20 protein-coding genes, 1 tRNA gene and 1 riboswitch are annotated in these 22,470 nt (G+C 54.7%); of the genes, 16 read left to right on the top strand and 5 right to left on the bottom strand.

The genetic code is table 11. From position 1 onward, the window contains the following. Window positions 1-189 precede the first annotated feature (189 nt). Window positions 190-266, top strand: a tRNA-Val gene (locus ACTQ3V_RS10345). A 361-nt stretch (window positions 267-627) separates the two neighbouring features. Here ACTQ3V_RS10345 and ACTQ3V_RS10340 read toward each other — a convergent pair. Next, entirely contained in the window at window positions 628-2,175 is a 1,548-nt protein-coding gene (locus tag ACTQ3V_RS10340) for an S-layer homology domain-containing protein (protein ID WP_441467433.1), read from the bottom strand. A gap of 612 nt (window positions 2,176-2,787) precedes the next feature. Further along, a complete protein-coding gene (gene ppk1, locus ACTQ3V_RS10335) occupies window positions 2,788-4,917 on the bottom strand; it encodes a polyphosphate kinase 1 (protein ID WP_441467432.1) in 2,130 nt (709 codons plus the stop codon). 217 nt (window positions 4,918-5,134) lie between these two features. Between ppk1 and ACTQ3V_RS10330 the strand changes: the two genes are divergently transcribed. Further along, entirely contained in the window at window positions 5,135-5,692 is a 558-nt protein-coding gene (locus ACTQ3V_RS10330) for an inorganic diphosphatase (RefSeq protein WP_441467431.1), read from the top strand. Between the two features lie 46 nt (window positions 5,693-5,738). Here the strand turns inward: ACTQ3V_RS10330 and pflA are convergent, their stop codons facing one another. Then, a complete protein-coding gene (pflA, locus tag ACTQ3V_RS10325) occupies window positions 5,739-6,440 on the bottom strand; it encodes a pyruvate formate-lyase-activating protein (protein WP_441467430.1) in 702 nt (233 codons plus the stop codon). Between the two features lie 82 nt (window positions 6,441-6,522). Continuing rightward, the gene (gene pflB / locus ACTQ3V_RS10320) at window positions 6,523-8,751 is read right to left on the bottom strand and encodes a formate C-acetyltransferase (protein WP_441467429.1); all 2,229 of its coding nucleotides are present in this window, start codon (window positions 8,749-8,751) and stop codon (window positions 6,523-6,525) included. A 77-nt stretch (window positions 8,752-8,828) separates the two neighbouring features. After that, a riboswitch (ZMP/ZTP riboswitch) is annotated at window positions 8,829-8,917 on the bottom strand. Window positions 8,918-9,115: 198 nt separating this feature from the next. On the opposite strand from pflB, the gene ACTQ3V_RS10315 reads away from it, so the two are divergent. Beyond that, the gene (locus ACTQ3V_RS10315) at window positions 9,116-10,192 is read left to right on the top strand and encodes a 6-phosphofructokinase (RefSeq protein WP_441467428.1); all 1,077 of its coding nucleotides are present in this window, start codon (window positions 9,116-9,118) and stop codon (window positions 10,190-10,192) included. Window positions 10,193-10,250: 58 nt separating this feature from the next. Here ACTQ3V_RS10315 and ACTQ3V_RS10310 read toward each other — a convergent pair whose 3' ends face one another. Further along, on the bottom strand, window positions 10,251-10,391 hold the full coding sequence (locus tag ACTQ3V_RS10310) for a hypothetical protein (RefSeq protein WP_441467427.1): 141 nt from the start codon (window positions 10,389-10,391) through the stop codon (window positions 10,251-10,253). Between the two features lie 171 nt (window positions 10,392-10,562). Between ACTQ3V_RS10310 and ACTQ3V_RS10305 the strand changes: the two genes are divergently transcribed. From ACTQ3V_RS10305 to ACTQ3V_RS10245, 13 genes are all read left to right on the top strand, one after another. Continuing rightward, window positions 10,563-11,306 carry a YebC/PmpR family DNA-binding transcriptional regulator gene (locus tag ACTQ3V_RS10305; protein WP_441467426.1) on the top strand — a complete coding sequence of 248 codons (744 nt, stop codon included), beginning with the start codon at window positions 10,563-10,565 and terminating at the stop codon, window positions 11,304-11,306. A gap of 167 nt (window positions 11,307-11,473) precedes the next feature. After that, on the top strand, window positions 11,474-12,454 hold the full coding sequence (locus ACTQ3V_RS10300; RefSeq protein ID WP_441467425.1) for a Gfo/Idh/MocA family protein: 981 nt from the start codon (window positions 11,474-11,476) through the stop codon (window positions 12,452-12,454). 43 nt (window positions 12,455-12,497) lie between these two features. Beyond that, window positions 12,498-13,439 carry a zinc dependent phospholipase C family protein gene (locus ACTQ3V_RS10295; protein WP_441467424.1) on the top strand — a complete coding sequence of 314 codons (942 nt, stop codon included), beginning with the start codon at window positions 12,498-12,500 and terminating at the stop codon, window positions 13,437-13,439. Between the two features lie 672 nt (window positions 13,440-14,111). Then, entirely contained in the window at window positions 14,112-14,396 is a 285-nt protein-coding gene (locus ACTQ3V_RS10290) for a DUF1294 domain-containing protein (RefSeq protein WP_441467423.1), read from the top strand. Further along, entirely contained in the window at window positions 14,393-15,559 is a 1,167-nt protein-coding gene (locus ACTQ3V_RS10285) for a cation diffusion facilitator family transporter (protein WP_441467422.1), read from the top strand. Before ACTQ3V_RS10290 ends, ACTQ3V_RS10285 begins: the two co-directional genes overlap by 4 nt. 500 nt (window positions 15,560-16,059) lie before the next feature. Further along, on the top strand, window positions 16,060-16,437 hold the full coding sequence (locus tag ACTQ3V_RS10280) for a PadR family transcriptional regulator (protein ID WP_441467421.1): 378 nt from the start codon (window positions 16,060-16,062) through the stop codon (window positions 16,435-16,437). Further along, the gene (locus ACTQ3V_RS10275) at window positions 16,434-16,841 is read left to right on the top strand and encodes a DUF1700 domain-containing protein (protein ID WP_441467420.1); all 408 of its coding nucleotides are present in this window, start codon (window positions 16,434-16,436) and stop codon (window positions 16,839-16,841) included. Before ACTQ3V_RS10280 ends, ACTQ3V_RS10275 begins: the two co-directional genes overlap by 4 nt. A gap of 2 nt (window positions 16,842-16,843) precedes the next feature. Beyond that, window positions 16,844-17,290: a hypothetical protein gene (locus tag ACTQ3V_RS10270; protein ID WP_441467419.1), complete on the top strand. Its 447-nt coding sequence runs from the start codon at window positions 16,844-16,846 to the stop codon at window positions 17,288-17,290. A gap of 188 nt (window positions 17,291-17,478) precedes the next feature. Then, complete coding sequence (locus ACTQ3V_RS10265; protein ID WP_441467418.1) at window positions 17,479-18,912, top strand: dihydroorotase; 1,434 nt, start codon at window positions 17,479-17,481, stop codon at window positions 18,910-18,912. Window positions 18,913-19,027: 115 nt separating this feature from the next. After that, complete coding sequence (locus ACTQ3V_RS10260; protein ID WP_441467417.1) at window positions 19,028-19,570, top strand: stage V sporulation T C-terminal domain-containing protein; 543 nt, start codon at window positions 19,028-19,030, stop codon at window positions 19,568-19,570. An 11-nt stretch (window positions 19,571-19,581) separates the two neighbouring features. Then, entirely contained in the window at window positions 19,582-19,767 is a 186-nt protein-coding gene (locus ACTQ3V_RS10255) for a hypothetical protein (protein WP_441467416.1), read from the top strand. A gap of 309 nt (window positions 19,768-20,076) precedes the next feature. After that, window positions 20,077-21,453: an electron transport complex subunit RsxC gene (gene rsxC, locus ACTQ3V_RS10250; RefSeq protein WP_441467415.1), complete on the top strand. Its 1,377-nt coding sequence runs from the start codon at window positions 20,077-20,079 to the stop codon at window positions 21,451-21,453. 15 nt (window positions 21,454-21,468) lie between these two features. Continuing rightward, window positions 21,469-22,470, top strand: coding sequence for an RnfABCDGE type electron transport complex subunit D (locus tag ACTQ3V_RS10245; RefSeq protein WP_441467414.1), 1,002 nt, complete (start codon window positions 21,469-21,471; stop codon window positions 22,468-22,470).

Raw genomic sequence — 22,470 nt, 5'->3', positions numbered from 1 at the left:
GATATGGCCCCCTCTCGTCAAGTTAAGTGTAGCAACTCAACTTTAACCGATGAGGCCTTATCCTTCATCCCTTTTTTATTCAACTGTCCAAGATGTATTGTACTCCTACAGGACAAAAATCGGCAGAAGTAAAAAAGACTTGCAAACCCCGTTTGTTTCTGGTATAGTAATAAGGTAAACCGAACAAACGGGGTTGTAGCTCAGCTGGTCAGAGCGTTCGCCTCACACGCGAGAGGTCGTGGGTTCGAGCCCCGCCAACCCCACCACAACACGATAATCCGAACCTGACGCCGGTTGGCGATGGGTTCGGATTTGTTATTTATCTCAAAAACATCGCGATATATCAAAAATGGCGCTTTACCTGCTTGTTGCAGATAAGGCGCCGGTTTTTATGTATCGGTATGCTGTTGTTTTCGTTTTTCAAGCGCTGTCTGCCCTTTTCGGACTTCAAAATAGGCTTGACTCTTCGGACGAGGCAGCGGGCTGCTGCCCCAGTCGATGACAATATGGATAATGGATATCAAAGGCTATGGAAAACCGTATTTACCGATTTTCCATAGCCTTTGACTTTTATGATTTGCTTTTTCATCCCAGCTTGGGCGGATTAGGATGGAATGTTAAAATAAATTAGCTATAGCTTAAAATGCCCTCTTTTACCCAACCCATATTATATAACATCTGCGCCAGTTGGCCGCGCGTCAAAATGCCATATGGGTCAAAAGTGCCATTCCCGTCCACGCCGCTGATCATTCCCAAGTTATAAGCACGGCAAATTGCCTCTTCACAAGCATCAACGGTTTTTTCTTTGACAGTGCGATTGTCGGGCCTTCCGCCAACAGTGGGAGCATTGGTATGCAGAATGTTAGCCATCTGTTCCCAATTTTCGTCAATCCATCGCCGGATTTCAGAAGCGTCAGGTAATTCATCAATAGAGGAGATATAATTGATATTCTTACCGGCAGCCAAGCTGGCACGCCAGTTGTCGTAAACGGCGCGCCACATGGAGCCAAGGGAGCCATCAGAGGAAATACTGTACATCAATCCGCCTGCGCCTGTGGCCAACGAAGTTTCGTAATAGGTCAGCAATGCGCTCCCGCCGCTGCTGGAAAGCCTGCCCGCATACCAAATGGCGGCAAAGGCACGGGTAGCGGGCGTGCTGTCAGAATAGGACGCATAGGATGAGCCGTCGCCAACCACCTCGTTCCCAACCAGCCGGGTAACAAGGATACTGACTTGTCCTTTTGTCAGAGCATCATCCGGCCCAAACAAGCCTCCACCGTAACCGTTGAGTAAGCCGCCCTCGGTCAATGTCATCACAGGATGGTAATACCATGAATTGGATGTTACATCCGTGTAGGAATTGCTATACGAATCCGATGGGGTACCGGGAGTATAGACATGGCTTACCTCGCCCCACTGGTCGTACATGCTGCCTGTCGTGTGGCTGCCAGGGTCAACGGTATAGGGGTTGCCGTCTGTCGTATCAAAATGGGCCACCAATCGATAGGTGTATTCATCATTTTCCGAGCCGTGAGGCTTAGAATAATTGTAAAAATCGACGATAAGCCCGGCAGGAATGGTCACATTTTCAAGGATAGACGTTGTCCAACCAATACCATGTTCTTTGAGCAATACTGTCCCGGAAGCGGGCCAGCTGGCCTTGCCGTTCAGCAGGTCGATCACGCCGATCACTGAATCATAGACGGATTCGTCAAATTGAGAACCATAACAAATATTTCCGTTCAGACCCTTGCTGTCGCTGCCGACGCCGATGGTGTACGCAGTCCCGTCGGTGGTATCAAAATGCCCGAGCAGCTTATAAACAGGTTCGGTCATTCCTGCGGATTGATAATACTTGTAGATATCCACAACCAGGCCGGCGGGTATCTTGATGCCTTTACAGTTCGGTGTATCATCATCTGTCAACGACCATCTGGAACCAGATTCTTTTAGCAGCACAGTCCCGCCGGATGGCCACTGAAATCCGTTTACATTGGCATTTTTAACCGTACTGATGAAAGTAACTGTATCGTAAATATCTTCGTTAAAATCAGCCCATTTGCCGCTTTGTCCGTTTAGTGCTCCGTCGGGGTCGGCCGCATATGCTGCTGGAATACTGACGGCCAGCATAACAACGGCCAGCAGGATGCTTATCATGCGTTTACACTTCTTCATCACACATTCCTCCCTTTATGCAATCGTTTGGGGCTTGCGCGCAACATCTTCAACCGGCGAATTCCTGTTGAGATAAATAAAAGCGGTGCGGGGACACCTCACATCCTGCCTCTATTTATCCTGATGGAACTATTTTACTCCATTATAGGGGATGTTGCAAGGCATTGCGGCTCACCTGAGCTGCTTTTTATGGTTCAAAGGCTGACGCCTGCGGTATGGAGGCGTGGGATGACCGTCACGGGCGGAGCAAAGCGAGCATCGGTGCTGCGTTGCCCAGAGCTGCCACGACAGTGCACAGGATAAAGCTGCTTTAAAGAAGGACGGTGTCAAAGCTGTGTCTGTTACGGAACAAATTGCCGAGTGATCGGAAGGCATCATCACAGCGTCGACCAGTTTAAGCGACAAGCGCAAACGGAAAAGAAGAAAAGCAACGCCTGATTATCAGTGTTGTCCATGCCGTCTATGTGTGCGGAGGATAAAAGCGTATTTGGCAAGCGGCGCAACCGCTACTGTAGACAATATATAGGATATAGGGTTCGGTTTTGGACGCGGAGCACCCACCAACAAAAGCCGTCACTTTCGTGACGGCTTTTTCGTGTTTTCTGTGGCTTTTCAGCGTCCCAGCAGGCGGCCCAGCAGATTGCGCCAGCCCGGCTCAGGGGGAGCGGGATGCGCGGCCTGTTTGCGAGCCTGATCGATGGCCTGCTGCATGAGCAATACCTGCGCGCAAATGGGGTCGGATACAGGCGTTTTTTTACAGTAGGTGCCGTCCGGCTGCAATACGCGCGCCTTGACGGTATCATGCTGCATGGCGTACAGAATGTCATGCAGCCGCGCACGCACCTCGGGCGAGTCGATGGGACAGGCGATCTCCACGCGGCGCTCGGTGTTGCGGGTCATCATATCGGCCGAGGAGATATACATTTTCTCCTCCGCGCCGCGACCGAACACGAAGATGCGTGAATGTTCGAGAAAACGGCCGACAATGCTGGTCACGGTGATGTTCTCGGTATGTCCCTCTACACCGGGCAGCAGGCAGCAGATGCCGCGCACAATCATTTCGATATGCACGCCGGCGCAGGATGCGTCCCGCAGCTTGTGGATGATGTCGATATCGGTCAGCGAATTGAGCTTGAGCAGCATATAGCCCTCGCTGCCGCGGGCGATTTGCTCATCCATCAGGGCAAGAATGCTGCTTTTCAGGCTGCTCGGCGCGACCAGCAGGCGGTTGTACCGGCCTTCGAGGTTGCCCAGCGCCATATTGTTGAAGAACGCGCCCGCATCCGCGCCGATGGATTCATCCGAGGTGATGAGCGATACATCGGTGTATTGCTTGGCGGTTTTTTCATTGTAGTTGCCGGTGCCGACCTGCGTGATATGGCGCACATCGCCGCGCTCGCGCCGGGTAATCAGACAGATTTTGGAGTGCACCTTGTACTCCTCAAAGCCGTAGATGATTTTGCAGCCGGCTTCCTCCATGCGCTCGGACCAGTCGATGTTATTCTGCTCGTCAAAGCGGGCGCGCAGCTCAATGAGCGCGGTTACGTCCTTGCCGTTCTCTGCGGCGGCGCACAGATATTCCACCAGTTTGGCTTTGCGCGCCAGACGGTAGATTGTGATGCGGATGGACAGCACAGCGGGGTCGTTTGCCGCCTCGCGGATCATCTGCAAAAACGGCTCCATCGACTCATAGGGATAGGAAAGCAGAATGTCGTGTTTGAGCGCGGCCTTGAGCAGGCTCTGTCCGGCAGGCAGCATAGCTGGCTGCTGGGGAGAAAACGGCGGATCGGACAGGGCTGCCCGCTGCTTTTCGGGCAGATGATCTCCCAGAGAAAACGCATAGCCCATCCGAAGCGGCGCCTTGCGCGACAGGAAAATCTGCGCGTCGGTTACGTCAAATCGTTTGCGGAAGTATTCGGTAAAATGGTCGCTGATGGGGCGGGTCAGCTCGACGCGCACAACCGCCATGCGGCGGCGGCGACGCAGCAGCTTTTCCATCCTGGTGCGGAAGTCGCCGTCCTCCGCGCCGAAGGTTTCGTCATCCGGATGGATGTCCGCGTTGCGTGTGACACAGAACACGGTCTTTTCCAGCACGTCGTACATCTCAAACACATGGCCGGTGTATTCGAGAAGGATATCCTCAATTGGCACATAGCGCTTTTCCGCGCTCGGCAGGAACACCAGCGCGGGCAGCGAGGACGGCACAGGCAGCAGGCCCAAGCGCTCGCTCTTTTTGTGGCCGAGCAGGGCTGCGATATGCAGCACCTTGCCTTCCAGATGCGGGAAAGGATGGTGTGCGTCCACAATCTGCGGGGAAAGGACGGGGGCAATGACGCTTTTGAAATATTGCTTGATGTATTTTTGCTCCGCAGGCTCCAGCTCGCTGATGGAAAGACAGTGAAGCCCCTCTGCGCGCAGCCGGGTGCTGACGTCTCGGAACGCGGCATCGCGGCGCGCATACAGCGGTTCGACGGCAGCGTAGATGTGATGCAGCTGTTCCTTGGCGGTCATACCGGATTTGTTGTCGATGTGCCCCTTATCCACCGCCGCCATATCGCACAGGCTGCCCACGCGAATCATAAAAAATTCGTCCAGATTGCTGGTGAAGATGGAAAGAAATTTGCACCGCTCCAAAAGCGGCACGGCTTCGTCCTCCGCCTCAGCCAATACACGGGCATTGAACTGTAGCCATGACAGCTCGCGGTTCTGCGTGTAACCCTGTTCCCAGATTGCCTGTGTCATGAGAGAGATTCCCCCCTGTTCGGATTCCGGCCGCCGCACAAGAAAAAGCGGCCATAGTATCGCTCAGTATACTACTATTATACTGCTTTTTTGTGTTGGGACAATGCGTTTTATGTAAAAATCATGTAAAGGAATGGTTTTTTACAAGGGCTCAAGCTCTTGCGGGAATATGGAGGGTCTGCTATACTGAAAAAAGAAAGAGAAAGGAGAAAACGGCATGAGAAATATCTGGCACGACATTGACCCGCGCTGCATCACGCCGGAACGCTTCACCGCGGTCATCGAAATTCCGGCGGGCAGCAAGAAAAAGTATGAACTGGATAAGAATACCGGTCTGCTGCGGCTGGACCGTATCTTGTATACATCCACGCACTATCCGGCCAATTACGGCTTTATTCCGCGCACATACGCGGATGACGGCGATCCGCTCGATGTGCTCGTGCTGTGCACCGAGTCGCTCGACCCGCTGGTGGAGGTGGACTGCTATCCAATCGGTGTGATGCGTATGATCGATGAGGACGAAATTGACGATAAAATCATTGCGATTCCGTTTGAAGAGCCTACGTGGAATTTCTATCACGATATGGATGAGCTGCCGCCGCATTACGGCAACGAGATCACACATTTTTTTGAGGTCTACAAGGGTCTGGAACACAAGCACACCACCACTTCGGACGCGCTCAACCGAAAAAAAGCCATCGAAGTAATTGAGGACTGCATGCGCCGCTACGAGGTGCACTTCTGCGGCAGACGGCCGGAGAAGGAAGAAGCATAAAGCATACATAGCAAAACGCGGAGGAACAGCGTTCCTCCGCGTTTTTTTACAATTTTGCCAGCAGCTGCTTGAGCCATGCCTCATTCATCGAAGGCGTGTCGCGCAGCGGGAAGTCAATGCCCAGCCGGTCATATTTTTCAATGCACAGCTTGTGGAAAGGAAGAAATTCAATTTTTTGCAGATTGGGATAGCGTTCGGCATGCGCCTTCACCAGCCGCAGATGGTCAAGGCTGTCCGTCAGACCGGGCACGACTACATGCCGCACCCAGAGCGCCACGCCTTTCATCGCGGTCAGCTGCAAGAAGCGCTCAACCTGTGACACCTCCGCGCGGCAGTACCGGCGGTAATCCGCCGCCGTCAGGAATTTCAGGTCGCACAGCACCAGATCGGTATCCCGCAGCACGCGCTCGGCGGCGGCTGTCGGACAGCCCGTACCCGAGGTATCCAGCGCGGTGTGAACGCCGTGCTCGTGCAGCTTTTGGAAGAATTCCGCGACAAAGTCCGCTTGCAGCAGCGGCTCGCCGCCTGAAACGGTCACGCCGCCGCCGTTGTTCCAGTAAGGCTGATAGCGCAGTACGCGGCGCACGAGTTCGTCCGTGTCGATTTCTTCGCCGTCATCCGCGTCCCAAGTGTCCGGGTTGTGACAGTAGACGCAGCGCAGCGGGCAGCCCTGCATGAAGACCACACAGCGCACACCCGGCCCGTCCACCGCGCCGAGGGACTGGATGGAATGGATGCGTCCAGTCATTTTGTCACAACCTTTCTTAAAATAATATTGCTTGGGATATTTGCCGCCCAGCCCGCGCAATCAGACACCAAGGGTGCTTGCGTCAGATTGCCTGGTGGAACGTGCGCGAGATGACCTCGCGCTGCTGCTCACGGCTGAGCTTGTAGAAGTTGACTGCGTAGCCCGAGACACGGATGGTCAGGTTGGGATACTGCTCGGGATGCTCATAGGCAGCGATGAGCGTATCACGGTTCATAACGTTGACATTCAGGTGGTGCGCCTTCTGGGCGAAGTAGCCGCTCATGATGGCGACGAGGTTGTTGACCCGCTCCTCATCGGTCTTGCCGAGCGCGCCCGGCGTGATAGAGAAGGTGTTCGAGATGCCGTCGCGGCAGTATTCGTAGCTCAGCTTTGCCACCGAGTTGAGCGAGGCCAGCGCGCCCGACTTGTCACGGCCGCTCATCGGGTTTGCGCCCGGAGCGAGCGGTTCGCCGTAACGGCGGCCGTCCGGCGTGTTGCCGGTCTTCTTGCCGTACATGACGTTGGAGGTGATGGTCAGGATGGACAGGGTGTGAATCGCGCCGCGGTAGAGCGGGAACTGGGTCAGGGCGTTGTAGAACTTTTCAACCTGCTCGCAGGCGATGGCGTCGACGCGGTCGTCGTCATTGCCGAACTTCGGGAAGTCGCCCTCGATTTCAAAATCGACGATGATGCCGTTTTCCGGGTTGCGGATGGGGTGTACCTTGGCGTGCTTGATGGCAGAGAGCGAATCGGCCATGCAGCTCATGCCTGCGATGCCGAATGCCATTAGACGGCGCACCTCGGTGTCGTGCAGGGCCATCTGGCTCTTCTCGTAGGCGTATTTGTCGTGCATATAGTGGATGGTGTTCATTGCGGACACATAGGTCTTGGCCAGCCACGGACGGTAGAAGTCCATGCGGCGGCAAACCTCGTCATAGTCGAGCGTGTCGCCTTCCATGACGGGCAGTTCCGGGCCGACCTGATCGAATTTATTCTCATCGCGGCCGCCGTTAATGGCCATCATCATCAGCTTTGCGATATTGGCGCGCGCGCCGAAGAACTGCATATCCTTGCCCACGCGCATTGCGGAAACGCAGCAGGCGATGGCGTAGTCGTCGCCGTAATAGGGGCGCATTACGTCGTCGTTCTCGTACTGGACGGCGTCGGTGTCAATGGACACCTTGGCGATGAACTTCTTCCAGTTTTCGGGCAGGTTTTCGCTCCAGAGCACGGTGAGATTCGGCTCGGCAGCGGGATTTAAGTTGTACAGCGTGTGCAGCACGCGGAAGCTGTTCTTGGTCACGAGCGGGCGGCCATCCTCGCCGATGCCGCCGATAGATTCGGTGATCCACATCGGGTCGCCGCCGAACAGCTCGTTATATTCAGGCGTGCGCAGGTGGCGCGCCATGCGCAGATGCAGCACGAAATCGTCCATGATCTCCTGCGCCTCGGACTCGGTCAGCACGCCTGCCTTGAGGTCGCGCTCGAAGTAGATGTCAAGGAAGGTGGAGGTGCGGCCGAGGCTCATCGCCGCGCCGTTCTGCTCCTTGATGCCCGCAAGGTAAGCAAAGTACAGCCACTGCACCGCTTCCTTGGCGTTTTCCGCCGGGCGGGTGATGTCAAAGCCGTAGGAGGCTGCCATCTTGACCATGTCCTTGAGCGACTTGATCTGGTCGGAAAGCTCCTCCGCGGTGCGGATTTCCGCTTCGGTGGTCGGCACCTCGCCCAGCGCGTCCTTGTCGCGCTGCTTTTCTTCAATCAGGCGGTCCACGCCGTAGAGCGCCACGCGGCGATAGTCGCCGATGATGCGGCCGCGGCCGTAGGCATCCGGCAGGCCGGTCAGCAGACCGACGTGGCGCGCTTCGCGCACATCCTTGGTGTAGGCGGAAAACACGCCGTCGTTATGCGTCTTGTGGTACTTGAATTCCTCTTCAATCTTGGGCGAAACCTCGTAACCGTAGGCCTTGCATGCCTCGCGCACCATGCGCATGCCGCCGAACGGGTTGCAGGCGCGCTTGAGCGGCTCGTCGGTCTGCAGGCCGACAATGATTTCGTTGTCCTTATCAAGATAGCCCGGGCCAAACGCCGTAATCGTGATAACGGTATCGGTATCCACATTGCGCACGCCGTCCCTTTCGCGCTCTTCCGCGAGCAGCGCGTCAAACTTTTCGCGCATTGCGGTCGTGCGGGCGGTTGCAGGCGCGAGGAACGCGCCGTCGCCCTCGTAAGGGGTGTAGTTTTTCTGGATGAAATCGCGGACGTTGATCTCATTTTGCCAATCGCCGCCGATGAAGGTGTTCCATGCGTTCATATAGATGATTCCTCCTATTTCTTTCGTTTATCTGCCCTTTTTTGTATGCAAAAAAGGGCAGCATCGCGTATCTTGTGCGACACTGCCCAGACGGTCGGCATTTTTACGGAACCCCTGCTCCCCGGTGGTTTGCGCTCCACCTTGTCCGTCAGTTGCAGGGAACTTGTCTGATTTAAGAATAGCACAACAATATATAGTATGCAACTGATGAATCCTACAAAAATTTTGCGTATAAAATATCTTATACTGCGACAGTAGTCAAAAACGGATGAATTACGCTGGGTATGCAAAACCTAACGAAAGACTCTTCACAATGCGGAAAAAATGGCGTATGATAAAGGTAATTAAAAAGGAGGTTGCGCTTATGAAGATTGGCATGCTGACAAGCGGCGGCGACTGCCAGGGCCTCAATTCCGCCCTGCGCGGCGTGGCGAAAACGCTGTATAACGAACTGGGCAGCAAGGTGACCATCTATGGCATCCGGGACGGCTATCGCGGCCTTATCGAGGGCGATTATCACGAGATGAATCCGCGGGATTTCTCGGATATCCTGACCATGGGCGGCACGATTCTCGGCACGTCCCGCCAGCCGTTCAAGGAAATGCAGAAGGCGAGCGAGGACAGCGAGGAGACCAAGCTGCAGAAAATGCTCAAGACCGTCAATGAGGAAGGCTTCGATTGCCTGGTGATCCTCGGCGGCAACGGCACGCATAAGACCGCCAACCTCCTCAGCGAGAACGGCGTAAACGTCGTGACGCTGCCCAAGACGATTGACAACGACCTGTGGGGCACGGAAATGACCTTCGGTTTCCAGTCGGCTATCGATATCGCCACGACGGTCATTGACTCGATCCACTCCACCGCGTTCTCACATTCGCGCGTGTTTATCGTTGAGGTAATGGGACACAAGGCCGGCTGGCTGACACTGTATTCCGGCATTGCGTCCGGCGCGGACGTTATCATCATTCCGGAGATTCCGTATTCAGCTAAAAAGATTGCGGAAGCCATCGACAAGCGCTCGAGGAGCGGCAAGCGGTTCTCCATTCTTGCGGTTGCGGAGGGCGCGATCAGCCAGGAAGAGGCCAAGATGAGCAAAAAAGAATTTAAGGCCGCGCGCGAGAAAATGGCCTATCCGTCCATCTCCTACCGCATCGCGGACGAGCTGAAGGCGATCACAGGGCAGGAGATCCGCGTGACCATTCCGGGCCACTACCAGCGCGGCGGCGCGCCCTGTCCGGCCGACCGTCTGCTGACCAGCCGTTTCGGCGTGGCGGCGGCGCATCTCATTCGCGAGAAGAAGTACGGCTATATGGTGGCGCTGCAAAACGATAAAATCGTGCCCGTGCCGCTCAAAGAGGTGGCGGGCAAGCTCAAGACCGTCCCGCCCGACGGTGAAGTGGTGCGCGCGGCGCGCGCGCTCGGTCTGTCGATGGGAGACTGACGGAAATAATACAAAAGGACGTGCTGCGGCACGTCCTTTTGTTTGTCCAAGTCGGCAATCAGTACTGCTGATCGTTCTTCTTGCTGCTGGTGCCGTTCGGGCACTGGTTCGAGGTGGACGGATTCGGATTCTTGTTTTGACTGCTTGACGGGTTCTGGTTGGTAGTAGACGGGTTCTGACGCTTGTTCTGTTTGCTCATGGGAAATCACCTCTTTTTTGAAGTTTTCGAGCGTAGTTTGCACGCAGCGCGTGAAAAATATACACGCGGGTATTGCGGAAGTGTAAAAAATCTGATAAAATTTGTATGCGCCGTATGGCGTTTTTGAGGTTATATTAAATTTATTTCAGATAGAAAGAGGGACTTTCCACCATGTCGGGACACTCCAAATGGCATAATATTGCCAAGCGCAAGGGCGCAAACGACGCGAAAAAAGCGAAAATCTTTACCAAGATCGGCCGTGAGATGGCCATTGCTATTAAGGAAGGCGGTTCGGCCAATCCGGATTTTAACTCTCGCCTGCGCGACTGTATTGCCAAGGCCAAGGCCAACAATATGCCCAACGACAATATCAAGCGCACACTGGACAAGTATTCGGGCGCGAGCGGTCAGGTAAACTATGAGGCCAACAACTATGAAGGCTACGGTGTCGGCGGCGTCGCGGTGGTTGTGGAAACCCTGACCGATAACAAGAACCGCACGGTGGCCGATGTGCGTCACCTGTTCGACAAATACGGCGCGGGTCTGGGCGCGACGGGCTGCGTATCCTGGCAGTTCGACAAGAAGGGCGTTATCATCATGGAGCGCGGCGAGCTGGACGAGGACACCGTGATGATGCAGGCGCTCGACGCGGGCGCGGAGGACTTCCAGTCGGGCGAAGAGACCTTTGAGATTTACACCGCGCCGGAGGATTTCTCGGCGGTGCGCGAGGCGCTCGAGACGCTGGGCTACTCCTTTGTCGAGGCCGAGGTCGAGATGGTGCCGCAAAACTATATCTCCCTTGAAAAGGAAGAGGATATGGCCCAGATGCGCAAGCTGCTTGACAATCTCGAGGACAACGATGATGTACAGGCGGTCTGGCACAACTGGGAGAACGAAGCGGATTACGAGGGCTAAGCCGTTCTGCTTTTCCAAAAAGAAGATGATGGCGCAGCCGTTTTTCCGGGTGGGAAAGACGGCTGCGTTTTTTTCATAAATGGGATAAAAAATTGGTTGCGCACAGCGGCAAAGTGTGCCATGATAAAAGTAAACACTATGCCCAAAGGCGGAAAAGAGGCTGCATCATGAATATCGGAACGATAGGAACGGGCAACATTGTGACATGGGTGATGAGCGAAGCTGTGCGCGCGCAAGGCGTGACCTATGAGGCGGTTTATTCGCGCTGGGAAGAGACGGGGCGTGCGCTTGCGGAGCGGTTCGGCGTGCAAAAGGTGTATACCGCGCTGGACGACATGCTGGCAGACCCCGCGGTTGACTGGGTCTATGTTGCCTCTCCCAATAGTCTGCACTATGCGCAGACCAAGAAAGCGCTCGAAAGCGGCAAGCATGTTATCTGCGAAAAGCCCTTTGCGCCCACCCGTGCGCAGGCGGAGGAGCTGGCCGCGCTGGCGGCGGAGAAAGACCTGTTTTTGTTCGAGGGCATCACGACGCTGTTTCTGCCGCATTTTGCGTACATCCGCGAGAAACTGCCCGAAATCGGGCCGGTGCGGCAGGTATCGTGCACCTTTTGCCAGTATTCGAGCAAATACGACGCACTGAAGGCCGGAGAGACGCCCAACGTGTTCAATCCTGCCTTTGCGGGCGGCGCGCTCATGGATATCAACCTGTATAACCTGTATTTTGTGTACGGCCTATTTGGTATGCCGGAAAAGCTGACCTACCATGCGCGGCGACATGAGAACGGTATCGACCTTGGCGGCACCGCAGTGCTGGAATATCCGGGCTTTATCGCTCAGTGCACAGGCGCAAAGGACTGCAAGGGTGAAAACGGCGCGCATATCATAGGAGAAAAGGGCTTCATCCGCGTGGAGGACCCGGTCAGCATGTGTACGCGCGTCACGGTCGTGACCGATGCCGGCGAGCAGATGTTTGACGAGCAGCGAGGAGAAACCGCGTGGTACTGGGAGATGCAGGGCATCGCGGGGCTGGTCGCGGCGGACGACCGTGCGGACTGCCGCCGTCGGATGGAGAAAACCATAGAAATGGCGGAGTTGCTGGAGCGCGCGCGACAAAGCGCGGGTATTATTTTCCCGGGCAACGCATGACCGTTTCGGCTGTTTGTTTTTGAGATAAAAGGAGGACATCACAGTGGCGGATTTTGTATCGCATCATCTGTTTGGAGAGCAGTCGCAGAGCGTATTCCCCGCGCCGGTGCAGGAGTTGACGCGCAAGCATCCAGAGAGCTTCCGGTGGGGTTGTCAGGGGCCGGACCCGCTGTTTTACCGCAAGATCCTACTGGGCAGTCCGCTGCACAAGCTGGGCAACCGCATGCACTCGGAAAAGACCGATGAGCTGTTCGCGGCGCTTGCGCGCGGCGTGCATTGTCTGACCGGCGCGGCGCAGGAGACTGCGGCGGCGTATTTCTACGGCTTTATCTGCCATTATGCGCTGGACAGCGAGATTCACCCGTATGTCTATTGTCGTCAGGTGCAGATCTGCGACGCGGAGCCTAAACTCAACGCTTCGGCCGTGCATTGCCAGATTGAGAGCGATATCGATTGTCTGGTGTACGAGCGGGCATACCACGCGCCGGTGACCAACTTCAAGCCGGCGGGCTTCTATGCACTTCCCCCGGAGGAAAAAGCTGTGCTGGCGGTGCTGCTGCATGCGGTATTGGAAAATGTCTATGGTGAGGATGTCCCCGTGCGCGACCTGCGACGTTCGTTTGACGAAATGCTTTCGTGGGAGAACTTCTTCTATGCCGATAAGCGCCGCACCTACCGCACTGCGCAGCGGCTGGAGCGGCTGGCAGGGCGGGGTGCGATCCTGACCGGTCATATGAAGGTGGAGCGTCCGGCATGGGACGCACTCAACGAGCAGCACGCGCCTTGGCACAACCTGTGGAGGCCGGAAGAAACGCGCACGGATTCCGTGCCTGAGTTGTTCGGGCTGGCGCGCATCGGCGCAGCAGCGATGGCAGGGCAGTATGCCGCGCAGTTCGACTCAGGATTGCAGCTGTGCTGCCATTTCAAGCAGCCGTTCGACAACGGCAGTCCGAAAAAGCTCGTCGATGGAGGAGCGCCATGCTGATTTGGTCGGCTGTGCCGCGTCAGGAACGGAAAAGCAGCAAACAAAACGCAGTTTCGCACAAGCAGAAAAGCCCGGCCAAGCCGGGCTTTTTATGATTGCTGTTGATTTTACTCCACTTGTTCACACAGATTTACAAATAGCATGATATAAATTTATGATATATTTAGCAATACTTAATATTGACAAGATGAAAATAAAATGTTAGTATAATATCAACAAACGCGTTTGGTGAAGTTATGAAAAAAGAAAGCAAATCCACCAAGTATAGCGGCTGTTTCTTCAAAGTATAACGGAAACCAAAACCGTACACCGCCAAATGCGCGCGGTTTCCCCATAGGTTGCTCGGCTTTAGAGCGATTCGTTCCGGATTGCTGGATTGCTTGCGGCAGGTATGATTGGCCTATTTCATATTGTCTTATAGGGTAAATGCACATTCAATTGTGCGGGCAGTAAGACATATACGATATATAGTAACATTGTTTATTTCTTCATTTCTTTTCATTTCTTTTCATCTTATACGGGAAATCCCACTCAGGACAACACTCTTGGGTGGGATTTCTCGTTTTGGCGGTAAATGTGTTAGCGGCAGCTACTTTTTTGCCTGTCATTTGCGATATGAGACAGAATGTGGTACAATAAATAGAAATTTCGCCGGAGGAGGGCATGTCGGACGTGCAGCGCGTATTATACTATCTCATTGCGGTCAGCGTGATAGGCGCGGCCGTCTGCATTTATGACAAACTTGCCGCGCGCAACGGCTGGCAGCGGGTACCCGAGCGCACACTGTTTTTCTGGACGCTGGTCGGCGGCGGGCCGGGCGTGTATCTGACTATGCTGCTCATCCGCCACAAGACGCTCCATCGCAGTTTCATGTGGGGGATTCCGGCAATTATGATATTTCAAATTGCAATATTATTTGGCATTTATAACATTATGTATTCGAGGGGATTGTTATGACCAAAGCATTGGTCCGGTGGTTCATTCACGATGCGGATAATACAAGGGATGCGCGCGTGCGCGAGCAGTACGGTGTCCTGTCCGGCGGCGTGGGCATTGCATGCAATGTTTTTCTGTTTGTGCTCAAGCTGGTCATTGGCTTGCTGACCGGCTCGATTTCGATTGCAGCGGATGCCTTTAACAACCTGTCCGATGGGCTTTCCTGCCTGATTTCGATTGTGGGCTTCAAAGTGTCGGGCAAGGCGCCGGACGCAAAGCATCCCTTCGGTTACGGCCGTACCGAGTACATTGCGGGCCTGATTGTGGCGTTTATCATTGTGCTGGTGGGCGTAGAGTTCCTTAAAACCTCGTTCGACCGCATCATCCACCCCGAACCGGTGGTGTTTTCAGTCGTGCTGCTGGTGATTCTGGCGGTGTCCATGCTGGTAAAGCTGTGGATGGGTGCGTTTAATTCCTCCATCGGCCGTCGAATTGAGTCGCCGGTTCTGATGGCGGCGGGACAGGACAGCCGCAACGACGTGATTACCACCTCGGTGGTTGTCATCGGCATGATTGCGGGACGCTTTACCACTTTGCCGGTAGACGGCTATGTGGGCGTACTCGTGGCGCTGTTCATCATCTGGGCGGGCATCGGCATTGTGCGCGATACGGTCGCGCCGCTGCTCGGCGAAGCAGCCGACCCGGAAATTGCGCACAGCATTGAGGAAATTGTGTGCGAATCCGGTTATATTGTCGGTGTGCACGACCTGATTATTCACAACTACGGCGCGGGTCGTTCGCTGGCCTCGCTGCATGCCGAGGTGCCAAGCGACTCGGACTTTGTGGCGGTGCACGAGGTCATTGACGAGGCGGAAAAGCGTGTTTGGCAGCGCACGGGCGTGTATCTGGTCATTCACATGGACCCGATTGATGTCAATAACGAGCATGTCACCGCGCTGCGTGAGCAGGTGGACAGTGTGCTGCGGGGCATTGACGAGGCTCTGTCCATGCACGATTTCCGTGTGGTGGACGGAGAGCGGCAGATTAACTTGATTTTTGACGTGGTAGTGCCGTTTACCTATGATGAAAAGAGAAAGCGGGATCTGATGATGCAGATTTACGATCGGCTGAAGGAGATCGATACGCGGTATAATCCGGTGGTCACGCTGGACCACCAGATGTAAAAAATCTTGACCAAACCTGTACGGTTTGTCCGAAGAGGGGTGCGTCCCGGAGGAGAAAAAGGTTGTTCTAATATGCGTTGTGAGCAAATTCGGGTTATGCCACCTAACGATATATGTGGATGAATACTCGGGCGCATGAAAGTGTGAAATGCGTAATGGCTGAGATAATGACAAAAGGCTACGGAAATTTTCCGTAGCCTTTTTATGCAATAAATCAGTATTTACAAGCTCGCTCCATCACTTTTTGTCTGAGAATCTCGTCAATTGGGGTCAACACTCCATTTTGCAAACCGATGTCTAAATAAGCGTCTCCAATGGCATCCCAACCGCACTGCGATAGAAAAACATAAATGCCGCGCAATTCATTAACTTGGCGGGCAATCCGACCGGTTTCGTCATTGTTTATAGCATATTATATTTTTAATATTTGCCAATGCTAAATATTGACAAAAAGAAAACGGAATGTTAGTATAAACGCAACAAACATGTTTGGTGGCGCCATGAAAAACGGAAGCAAATCCACTAAGGATACAGGCCATTCCTTTGAGGATTATTTTAAGCGTGCAGTAAACCCTTTGCTCGTACTTTTGCTGCTTTCAGAGCGGTCAATGTATGTTTATGAAATGGCATATGAATTGGAAAAACGCAGCGGCGGGAAATACTCTATTTCGCTGCTCTATCCGGTCATATATCGCCTTACATCGCAAGGATTTGTGCGTGAAGGCCAAAAAGCAATTTCAGACGATAACCGCGTCCGTCAGTATTACGAAATCACTCCTGATGGAGTGACGTATCTGCAATATATTGAGGATGTTTATGACCAAATGTCCCAAGCGGTACAGCAGATCCGTCAAAACAGCGGAGGTGACAAAGTATGATGGAGGAAAAAGGTGTGCGTCGATATGTACGAGCAGTTTCGCGTAGGCTGATTTGTTCTAAGACAACCCGTTCCAGATTATTGGATGGATTGCAGCAGGAATTATCAGCTTATTCTACATTGTCTTATGATGATTTATGCGCAGAAGTCGGATCACCCGAGCAAATTGCAGCACAGATAATGGATAATATCAGCGCAGTGGAGGTTTCGAATACCAAACGAAAGCGGCGCTTGCTTGTTGTCTTAATTATCTGCATTTTTGCAGTCATTGCTGGTGTATTTGGCGGATATTATATCCAAGCAAATCAAGTCATGCGCAATGATTTTTATGTTGAAGAAGAAAATACAACAGATGAGCAAGTGAAAAAAGACATAACCTTTGAAGAAGCCTTACAGGGGGAATAACTATGCTTAGTAAAAAGTTGCAAAGAGCCATTTCCTGTGTGCTCCTGCTGTCTTGCATGATTTTTGCCGTAGGAGCAGCAAATCCCACCCAGACTGAAACCATTGATTATGGTGATGGCTATTATTTAGTTATCACTACAACGGGAAAGAATGCCGACACGACCACACGGGCAGTGACCGAGCGCTATATTGAGCGCGAAGCAAGAGCCTATCACGGAAGCACCTATATCGGTAAATATACTTTGTGCGGTACATTTATTTATGATGGAAGCCGCTCGGCCGCGACTGCTGATGATTGGTATGCTTCGTCATCGTATGGCTACTCCGGAAGCTCGTCGCACTCCGGTTCTTCGGTCAAGGGCAAATGTACATTTAATTATGCAGGCGGAAAAACGTACACTATCACGATGACTTGTGATAAGAACGGAAATATGTCGTATACGGAGTAATACATATTTTATTTTTTCAGTCAACGAGAAAGCCTACTCAAGAAACACTTTTTGAGTGGGCTTTCTTTTTTATTGTATAAGGTGAATTATTCTATCAAGTGCAGCACAAAAAGAAAGTGAAAAGAAGCGCATACGAAGCCATAGTAGAATAGGATTATCACATAACTATACGACCGGGAGAGAACGGTATGAGCTATCATCATCTTGGCGTAAAAGCGCGCAGCGGCGTACAGGAATGTCATGCGGATGGCCTGAGGTGGGCCACCTTGCGGCGCGGAAGAGGCCATGGTACAATAAAGATAAAGAATCGCCGCCCCGGCGGGCGGACATCCTATCTCACGGAGGTTTTTCCTATGCTGCTGATTCAAAACGGTCGGGTATTGGACCCGTATACCGGCGTGGACGCGCCGAACGATGTACTCATCGGGGATGACGGCGTAATCGCTGCGGTGCAGCCGTGCATCACCGCGCCCGCAGGCTGTCAGGTATACGATGCGGCGGGGCTGACGGTGTCGCCCGGTTTTGTCGATGGGCATGTGCATTTCCGCGACCCGGGCCAGACCGAAAAGGAGGATGTGCTGACCGGCGCGGCTGCCGCTGCCGCGGGCGGATACGCGACCGTCATCTGCATGGCAAATACACTGCCAACCTGTGATACGCCCGAAATCATCCGTTATGTCACGGATAAAGCGAAGGACTGTCCGGTCGAGGTGCTGCAGGCAGGCGCGGTAACCAAGGGCCTAAAAGGGCAGGAGCTGACCGATTTTGAGGGGCTGACCGCTGCGGGGGCACCTTGTCTGACCGACGACGGCATCAATCTCACCTCGGCGGGACTGTGCCGCACGGCGATGGAGCAGGCTGCTGCGCACGACATTCTGCTGTCCTTCCATGAGGAGGAGCCGTCGCTTGTGCCGTCTCCCGGCGTCAATTACGGTTCGGCGGCCGCGAAACAATTCGGCGTGCCCGGCGCGATGGGCGCGGCGGAAACCGCCATGATTGCGCGCGATATCGCGCTGGCGCTTGATACGGGCGCGCGTGTGGTGTTCCAGCATATTTCCTGCGGACAATCGGTTGCGCTCATCCGCGCGGGCAAAGCGCTCGGCGCGCGCGTTTATGCCGAGGTTACGCCGCACCATATCAGCCTGACAGAGGAGGATGTGCTTGCGCACGGTACGTATGCGCGCATGAACCCGCCGCTGCGCTGTGAGGCTGATCGGCAGGCTTTGATAGAAGGCCTGCGCGATGGCACCATTGATATGATTGCCACCGACCATGCGCCGCATACCACAGAGGAAAAAGCGCGCGCGTTTGCCAAAGCGCCGAGCGGCATCACGGGGCTGGAAACCGCGTTTTCCGTGTGCAACACCTATCTGGTGAAAACCGGCAGACTGACGCCCATGCAGCTAATCGACAAAATGAGCAAATCGCCGGCGGAGATTTATGGACTTGGCGGCCGGGCGGTGGAGGTGGGCAATTTTGCCCGTCTGGTGCTGCTCGATTGGGAGCGGGAAACCGTATATCAAACCTATCAGTCCAAAGCGGTGAACACACCGTATACCGGCATGCCGCTGACCGGCGCGCCGCGCGCCATCGTCACAGGGGCGCGTGTTATCGCCCGTTGACGACAAAAATTGATTATGCACGTCAAAAATTGCCAGAACTGCTGCCGTATAATGCGTCGCGTTCCAGTCATACTACCTGTACAACCAGAAATTGCGTATGGGAGGGAACGCGTAAATGAAGGCAACCGGCATTGTGCGCCGTATTGATGATTTGGGTCGCGTGGTCATTCCAAAGGAAATCCGCCGCACCTTGCGCATCCGCGAGGGCGACCCGCTGGAGATTTTCACCGACCGCGACGGTGAGGTAATTTTCAAGAAGTATTCCCCGATGGGCGAAATGGGCACGGTGGCAGGAGAACTGGCCGAGGCGCTCGCCCGCACAGCGGGGATGAGCTGCGCAATCTGTGACCGCGACGCGGTCATCGCCGCGGCAGGCGGTGCGAAAAAGGATATCCTGGAAAAACGCATCTCTGCTGAACTGGAGCAGCTGATGGAACAGCGTGTGGTGTATGAGCGGGGTGTGGACGATGTGCCCGAGCTGACCGTCTCAGACCACGACGCTTATAATGTGGTGGTGGCCGCGCCCATCATCACCGAAGGGGATGTCAGCGGCTGTGTGGTATATGTCAGCGAGGATGAAAGCACGTCGGCAAACGAGGTGACGGTCAAGCTGTGCCAGACCGCCGCCCAGTTTATGGCCAGACGTGTGGCGGTATAAGGGGGCGCGGTATGAAGGACAAGCGAAAGCCTGAACGCGAGCCAAAGCCGTTCCCACAGTATGACGACGCGGCGCATATTGATTCGGCTGCGGTGGCATCTGTGCCGCCCTGGTCGCAGGACGCGCCGCCGCGCGGCGACCCGGCGGCGACAGCCTACACCGAAATGTACTGTGAAAATCCGAAAAACAAGCAATAAGACCCAAAAGCCGGCGCGTTTTCGCGTCGGCTTTTTTCAGATTCTGAGGATGGACAGAAAAAATGCAATATCATAGTTTATTTACAAAATCAGTAGAGAAAATACCAGCAGATCATCATGCTGTACAAAGATTTTTTGTTTTTTAGTCAATTTTTTTGTGTTTTGGGCTTGCTTATTTGAGGCAAAAAACAGTATAATCTATTTTGTAAGGCTGCGCCAAGGCACGGCCTTATAATTTCCTTTATGAAGATGGAGCCGCGCCTCTCGGCGTAGGTTCTTCTTGCGCAAAAAAATAGAGAGGTGAAAAACATGGTGTATTCGTTCCGTGGCGGCATTCACCCCGGCACTCATGCAGATCCGGGTTACAAGGCCGCGACAAACACCAAGCCGATCGAGAAGCTGGCATTGCCTGATCAGGTCATTCTGCCGGTTTCCATGCACATCGGCGCCCCGGCTAAGCCGATCGTTTCGGTCGGTGATACCGTGGATTTGGGACAGCCCATCGCGGAAGCCGGCGGCTTTGTCAGCGCTCCTGTCCACGCAACCGTGTCCGGTAAGGTCACGGCGGTGGAGCCGCGTCTGCATCCCAACGGCAGCAAAGTGCTGTCGATTGTGATCGAAAACGACGGCGAGGACCGTCTGCACGAGTCCGTGCATCCGTATGACTTTGCGTCCATGTCCAATGAGGAGCGCATCGAGTGCATCCGTTCGGCTGGTATTGTCGGTCACGGCGGCGCAACCTTCCCGACCCATGTCAAAATTCAGTCGGGTATCGGTAAGTGCGACACGGTCATCATCAACGCGGCGGAATGTGAACCGTACATAACGAGCGACCACCGTCTGCTGCTGGAGCGTCCGGAAGAAGTGATAGGCGGCCTGAAGATGCTGGCCGACATCATGGGCGTACAGAACGCGATCATCGGGGTCGAGGAGAACAAGTCCGACGCCTTCCCGGGCATCGAAAAGCTGATAGCGGACGATCCGCGCCTGAAGCTTTATCCTCTCAAGTGTAAGTATCCGCAGGGCGCGGAGAAGCAGCTCATCAACGCCTGCACCGGCCGCGAGGTTCCCTCCGGCAAGCTGCCGGCGGACGCAGGCTGCGCCGTGTTCAATGTGGACACCGCCGGCGCGGTTTATCGCCGCTTTACCACCGGTATGCCGGTTATCCGCCGTATCGTAACCGTTTCCGGCTCTGCCATCGCCGAGCCGAAAAATCTCGAAGTGCGCATCGGTACGCAGGTCGAAAAGATGATCGACGCTTGCGGCGGCTTCAAGGAAGCCCCGAATAAGCTGCTGATGGGCGGCCCGATGATGGGTGTTGCGCAGTTCTCGCTCGAAATCCCGATCTTCAAGGGCACCAACGCATTTCTGGCCTTCAGCGGCGACGAGGATAAGCGTGTTGCCGACCCGCAGTGTATCCGCTGCGGCAAGTGCATCGCCGCTTGCCCGATGCACCTGCTGCCCAACTACATGAACCTGTACGGCAAGAAGGAAGATCTGGACAATGCGGTGGAGTGCGGCATGATGGACTGCATCGAGTGCGGCTCGTGCGCGTATGTTTGTCCAGCCCGTATCCCGCTGGTGGCGCAGTTCCGCCTGAGCAAGGGCAAGATCCAGGCCAAGCGTATGGCGGAAAAGGCCAAGGCAGATGCCGAAAAGGCGAAGGCTGAGGCCGAGAAGAAGTAAGGAGGGGAAACGAAAATGTATGATCTGAGTAAAGTCGTCGTCACCTCCTCACCCCATATCAAGGCGGATGACGATACCCGCAGCCTGATGCTGGATGTGCTTGTGGCACTGCTTCCCGCACTGTGCGTTGCGGTATACACCTTTGGCCCGCGCGCGCTGGTGCTGACCGTAATCACCATGGTGGCCTGCGCCGTGTTTGAAACCATTTATAACAAAATCATTGGCCATCCGAACACCATCGGCGACCTGTCCTGTCTGGTCACGGGCGTGTTGATCGCGTTCAACGTGCCGGTTTCGGCCCCGTGGTGGATGCTGGTGCTCGGCGCGCTGTTCGGCATTATCATCGTTAAGATGCTGTTCGGCGGTCTGGGCAAGAATTTCATGAACCCGGCGCTCGGCGCGCGTGCGTTTATGCTGGCGTCCTGGGCGGGCCTGATGACCACATGGACCCAGCCGCATGCGTCCCTGCCGCTGATCGGTTCGGTCACCGTGACCGACGCCATCTCCACGGCAACGCCTCTGGCGGCGCTCAAGACCGGCGCATTGCCGGATGCAAGCCTGCTTGAGCTGTTCCTCGGCCAGACCGGCGGCGTTATCGGCGAAACCTCGGCGCTCGCGCTGATCGCCGGCGGCGCATACCTGCTGTGGCGCAAGGTTATCACCATCAATATCCCGGCCGCGTACATTCTGACGGTTGCAGTACTTACCTTCCTGTTCCCCATGGGCGACGTATCCCGCGTACAGTGGATGCTCTCTCAGGTGCTTTCGGGCGGCCTGATGCTCGGCGCGTTCTTTATGGCCACCGACTATGTCACCAGCCCGGTTACCTCCAAGGGACAGATCATCTTCGGCATCGGCTGCGGTCTGCTGACCGTGTTCATCCGCTATTTCGGCGGCCTGCCGGAGGGTGTTTCGTATTCCATCCTCATTATGAACACGCTGGTTTGGGCGATCGACAAGGCCACCCATCCCCGTAAGTTCGGCTATGCGCTGGATAAGAAGAAGGAGGCACAGTAA

It is taken from the genome of Candidatus Agathobaculum pullicola, assembly GCF_052117205.1.
Lineage (GTDB): Bacteria > Bacillota > Clostridia > Oscillospirales > Butyricicoccaceae > Agathobaculum > Agathobaculum pullicola.
The sequence above is the reverse complement of the archived record's forward strand: the minus strand, read 5'-3'. Positions and strand labels throughout refer to the sequence as shown.

What these genes read in the sequence shown, in the direction of transcription:
- ACTQ3V_RS10285 (WP_441467422.1), top strand. Translation starts at nt 14,393, where the DNA reads ATGACCAAAGCATTGGTCCGGTGGTTCATTCACGATGCGGATAATACA.
- ACTQ3V_RS10300 (WP_441467425.1), top strand. Translation starts at nt 11,474, where the DNA reads ATGAATATCGGAACGATAGGAACGGGCAACATTGTGACATGGGTGATG.
- ACTQ3V_RS10330 (WP_441467431.1), top strand. Translation starts at nt 5,135, where the DNA reads ATGAGAAATATCTGGCACGACATTGACCCGCGCTGCATCACGCCGGAA.
- rsxC (WP_441467415.1), top strand. Translation starts at nt 20,077, where the DNA reads ATGGTGTATTCGTTCCGTGGCGGCATTCACCCCGGCACTCATGCAGAT.
- pflB (WP_441467429.1), bottom strand. Translation starts at nt 8,751, where the DNA reads ATGAACGCATGGAACACCTTCATCGGCGGCGATTGGCAAAATGAGATC.
- ACTQ3V_RS10245 (WP_441467414.1), top strand. Translation starts at nt 21,469, where the DNA reads ATGTATGATCTGAGTAAAGTCGTCGTCACCTCCTCACCCCATATCAAG.
- pflA (WP_441467430.1), bottom strand. Translation starts at nt 6,440, where the DNA reads ATGACTGGACGCATCCATTCCATCCAGTCCCTCGGCGCGGTGGACGGG.
- ACTQ3V_RS10315 (WP_441467428.1), top strand. Translation starts at nt 9,116, where the DNA reads ATGAAGATTGGCATGCTGACAAGCGGCGGCGACTGCCAGGGCCTCAAT.
- ACTQ3V_RS10255 (WP_441467416.1), top strand. Translation starts at nt 19,582, where the DNA reads ATGAAGGACAAGCGAAAGCCTGAACGCGAGCCAAAGCCGTTCCCACAG.
- ACTQ3V_RS10270 (WP_441467419.1), top strand. Translation starts at nt 16,844, where the DNA reads ATGCTTAGTAAAAAGTTGCAAAGAGCCATTTCCTGTGTGCTCCTGCTG.
- ACTQ3V_RS10310 (WP_441467427.1), bottom strand. Translation starts at nt 10,391, where the DNA reads ATGAGCAAACAGAACAAGCGTCAGAACCCGTCTACTACCAACCAGAAC.
- ACTQ3V_RS10265 (WP_441467418.1), top strand. Translation starts at nt 17,479, where the DNA reads ATGAGCTATCATCATCTTGGCGTAAAAGCGCGCAGCGGCGTACAGGAA.
- ACTQ3V_RS10305 (WP_441467426.1), top strand. Translation starts at nt 10,563, where the DNA reads ATGTCGGGACACTCCAAATGGCATAATATTGCCAAGCGCAAGGGCGCA.
- ACTQ3V_RS10340 (WP_441467433.1), bottom strand. Translation starts at nt 2,175, where the DNA reads ATGAAGAAGTGTAAACGCATGATAAGCATCCTGCTGGCCGTTGTTATG.
- ACTQ3V_RS10275 (WP_441467420.1), top strand. Translation starts at nt 16,434, where the DNA reads ATGATGGAGGAAAAAGGTGTGCGTCGATATGTACGAGCAGTTTCGCGT.
- ACTQ3V_RS10280 (WP_441467421.1), top strand. Translation starts at nt 16,060, where the DNA reads ATGAAAAACGGAAGCAAATCCACTAAGGATACAGGCCATTCCTTTGAG.
- ACTQ3V_RS10260 (WP_441467417.1), top strand. Translation starts at nt 19,028, where the DNA reads ATGAAGGCAACCGGCATTGTGCGCCGTATTGATGATTTGGGTCGCGTG.
- ppk1 (WP_441467432.1), bottom strand. Translation starts at nt 4,917, where the DNA reads ATGACACAGGCAATCTGGGAACAGGGTTACACGCAGAACCGCGAGCTG.